Raw genomic sequence first — 3563 nt, 5'->3', positions numbered from 1 at the left:
GGCCGCGAGCAGCTCGGCGGCCTCCGCGTCGTTGTCCAGCCCGAGCTCGCGGAGCCGGGCGGCGAGCGCGGCTGCCGTCGTGGCGATCCGGGCCGGCGTCCGACCATCGGCGAACTCCGCCCGCAGCCTGGTCAGCTCGGCGACCGCGGCCCAGGTCTCGTTCTGCCGGCGGCGAAATCGGCGTTCGGCCCGCACGGCCCACCGCCGGGCCGACCCGTTGTCGCCGACCGCCAGGCCGATCTGCGCGCGGGTCAGCTCGGCCTCCGCCTGCTCCTGGTTCATCCCGAGCCCGGGGAACCGGGGCAGCGCGGCGTCGAGCACGGCGGCGGCGTCCACGCACAGGCCGGCCGCGAGCAGCGCCCGCGCCTTCTCCACCGCGAGCACGGCGAGCATGCCGTCGGCGTTCTCCGTGTACTGCCGCTCGGCCTGCTCGAACGCACGCAGCGCGCCCGGGATGTCGCCGGCGAGCAGCAGGCACGAACCCCGGCCGTGGCGGGCCTTCGCGACCTGGACGGTCATGTCCAGCTCGCGGCTGATCTCCTCGCTGCGCGCGAGGTCGGCCAGCGCCGGGCGGACCTGGCCGGCGATCTGGTTGATGAAGGCACGGTTGAGCAGCGTGCGCGCGAGCGCGACCCGCTCGTCCGCGCGTTCCAGCAGCGGCACGGCGGCGTCGAAGCACTGCAGGGCGTCGTCGAGGCGGCCGACCATGGTGTGCAGCAGGCCGCGCTGGAGGAGCAGCACGCCGCGGTTGTCCTCGGTGAGCAGCGTGTCGGCGCTGTCCAGCAGCTCGAAGCCGAGGTCGCTGTTGCCGCGGGCGACCTCCGCGGCGGCCAGCGTGCCGAGGAGCCGGACGGTCAGCTCGCGGTGCGCCGACCAGGCCGCGCCGGCCTCGGGCCAGCCGAGCAGCCGCAGGCCCGCCCGCAGCGACCGGGCACCGAGCAGCGGCCGGCCGCGGTTGAGCGCCTCGAGGCCACGGCCGTGCAGCTCGCGCGCGCGAGTGGCCGCGGCCTCGCCGGCCGGTGCGGAGGGCATCTGGCCAGTATCAAGTCACGCCGGGCGGCGGGACAGAGGCGAGGGCCTCTCTTTTCACGTAGGTGTCAAATTTCCATCGTCGGGGTGATGATCCGCCGGGCGCTCTCCACGACGTGCACGACGAGCTGCACGATCCCGGCGGGCACCGCGTCGAGCGCGAACCGGCCGGTGTCGTCGGACTCCGTGGACATCGTGCGGGCCGGGGAGCGCAGCTCGATGCGGTGGCTCGCGCCCGGGGTCAGCCACCCGTCGATCCGCGTGGTGCCATCCGCCCGCGGCTCCATGGTGATCATGATGCTGAGGCTGTCGCACTGGAACGTGACGAGACGGGTGAGCTCGTCGGAGCGCGCGGCGGCGAGCTCGCGCACCTCGACGAGCCGGGACACCTCGAGCTCGACCGCCTCGTCGACCCGGTCCAGGTCGATCGCGAACTGGACCTGGTCGACCAGCCCGGGCGGCATCGGGTCGGCAACCTCCCACAGCTGCCGCACGCCGGCCAGGATCTCCGCGTCCTCGTCGGTCAGCGGGGCGTCCGGCCCCTCGGCGAACTCGGGTGTCACCGCCAGCCTCCCGCCGGGTCGGACAGCAGCAGCCGGCGCAGCATCGCGAGGCAGCGGCCGCGGTTGGGCCCGATGCTGCCGACGGGCATGCCGAGCGTCCGGCTGACCTCGGCGTAGTCGGGCCGCCGGGTGAACGCGATGACGCGTAGCAGGGTCCGGCACCGCTCGGGCAGCGCGTCGACCGCGGCCCACAGCCGCGCCCGCCGGTCGCCGGCGGCGACCTGTTCGACGACCTGCTCGGCCGGCCCCGGACCGGCGTCCCGCATCTCGACGAACACCGCGTCCTCCTCGACGTGCTCGGCCCGGCCGGCCTTGTGGACCCGCCAGGCCTCGCGCCTGGTGACGGTGACCAGCCAGGCCGTGAGCGCCGCCGGCTGGCGGATCCTGGCCAGCGACCCGAGTAGCCGCAGCCAGGTGGTCTGCACGACGTCGACGCTCGCCTCCCGGTCCAGCCCCTGGGACCGGGCGACCTGCCAGAGCATCGGCGTCAGCCGCCGGACCAGCTCGGCCAGCGCCTCCCGGTCACCCCCGCGGGCGGCGTGGAACAGCTCCTCCTGGTCCGGCGGCACCCGCTCGGCTACGTCACCGGCTGCGGCGTCTTCACGCATGCCGCCACCGCCAGCCGTGCTCGTGCGCGCATCGCTTCCTGCCCCACGTCCCCCAGGTGCAGCCGTCCCGGTTCGGCGTCCGCGGCGTCGATCAACTGGTTGGCCAGCACCGCGGCCGCGTGCGGCACCGCGAACGACGAGCCGTGCCACAACGCGAACCCGCTGCTGAAGTCGTCCGGGTCCAGCGACTCGCGGTCGAGCTCGCGGATCGCGTGTGCCGGCCCGACGCTCCCCCGCAGCCTCGGGAACGTGCTGACGATCCCGGCACCCGTCGCCCAGGCGTGCACCCACGGCGCCTGGTTGCTGAAGAACGCCTTGGTGCCGTTCGGGTTCAGCGCGCCGACGCTGATCACCGGCTCCCCGCCCCCTCGCGGCGGGGAGGTCGCGAGCGCGGCCGGCAGGAACGGCCGGGTCGTCGCGTCGTTGCCGGCCGCCGAGACCACCAGCACGCCGAGGTCGGTCAGCTCGCCGATCCACCTGGCGAACTCGGTCGTCTCGGCCTCGTCCTGTGCCGTCTCGCTGTAGTAACCCATCGACAGCGACAGGACGTCGATCATGTCCCCCGGGTTGCCCCCGGGCGCCTGGGCCGCTCTGACCTGCTCGACGAGCTTCTCCAGCGCGGCCAGCACGTCGCTCTCGTACGCGACGCCGTCCCCGGCCATCACCCGGGCGACCGCGACCTCCGAGTCCGGCGCCACCTGGCGGACGATGCCCGCGATGAACGTGCCGTGCCCGGCGTGCCGGTCGAGCTCGCCGGTCAGCGGGTTGGCGGGGACGTCCTGGTCCCAGTAGTCCTCGATGAGGCGTGCCGCGCCGCCCGCTTCGCGACTGCTCGCAGTGATCGCGTCCTGCACCTCCTTGAGGACGCGGATGAACCCGCCCGGCGGGATGCCGGAGCTGCGGTCGATGGTGCCGAACCACTCGTGCGCCGCGATCCCCGTGTCCAGCACGGCGATGACCGGGCGCCGGTCGAAGCCGCCGTCGCGCGCGATCGCCCTGGACGCGACCGGGCGCATGGACATGCTGACCGGCACCGGGCCGCCCCGCATCGTGCGGATGTAGGAGTCGCCGGCGTACAGGCCGTGCGAGTCCCACGGCGCGGGGTTGGCGCCGTGCGAGTCCCACGGCGCCGGGTCGACCCCGTGCGAGTCCCACGGCGCCGGGTCCAGGCCCAGGAACAGCAGGTGCTCCAGGGTGACCGGGTCCGGCGTCCCCACGGCGCTCGCCAGCTCGCCCGCTCCCGCACCGGCCACCGTCCGCAGGTGGCGCAGCGCGTGCCAGGCGTCGACCGTCGCCGGCGCGTCCGGGTCGCGCGGCTCGAGCCGGGCCACCGGCGGGGCGGCCCCCCCGGCCGCCCCGCCCA

The 3563-nt window shown here is 75.1% G+C and carries 3 protein-coding genes and 1 pseudogene; all 4 read right to left on the bottom strand.

Annotation, left to right across the window (positions count from 1 at the left end):
• Positions 1-1032, bottom strand: a pseudogene (locus ACRDTB_RS37715) (CHAT domain-containing protein); the annotation flags it as partial.
• 65 nt (positions 1033-1097) lie between these two features.
• Positions 1098-1592, bottom strand: a complete 495-nt coding sequence (locus ACRDTB_RS37710; RefSeq protein WP_431437060.1) for a hypothetical protein — start codon at positions 1590-1592, stop codon at positions 1098-1100.
• Positions 1589-2200, bottom strand: coding sequence for an RNA polymerase sigma factor (locus ACRDTB_RS37705; protein WP_431437059.1), 612 nt, complete (start codon positions 2198-2200; stop codon positions 1589-1591). Before ACRDTB_RS37705 ends, ACRDTB_RS37710 begins: the two co-directional genes overlap by 4 nt.
• The coding region (locus ACRDTB_RS37700; RefSeq protein ID WP_431437058.1) for a S8 family peptidase at positions 2170-3563 on the bottom strand (1394 nt) is incomplete at its 5' end. The genes ACRDTB_RS37700 and ACRDTB_RS37705, both read right to left, overlap by 31 nt.

Origin of the sequence: Actinophytocola sp. (assembly GCF_050699935.1) — a bacterium.
Lineage (GTDB): Bacteria > Actinomycetota > Actinomycetes > Mycobacteriales > Pseudonocardiaceae > Actinophytocola.
This window is presented reverse-complemented; position numbering and strand designations above follow the sequence as displayed.

Excerpts from the sequence above, each read along its gene's own strand:
- ACRDTB_RS37705 (WP_431437059.1), bottom strand. The coding sequence starts at position 2,200 with ATGCGTGAAGACGCCGCAGCCGGTGACGTAGCCGAGCGGGTGCCGCCG.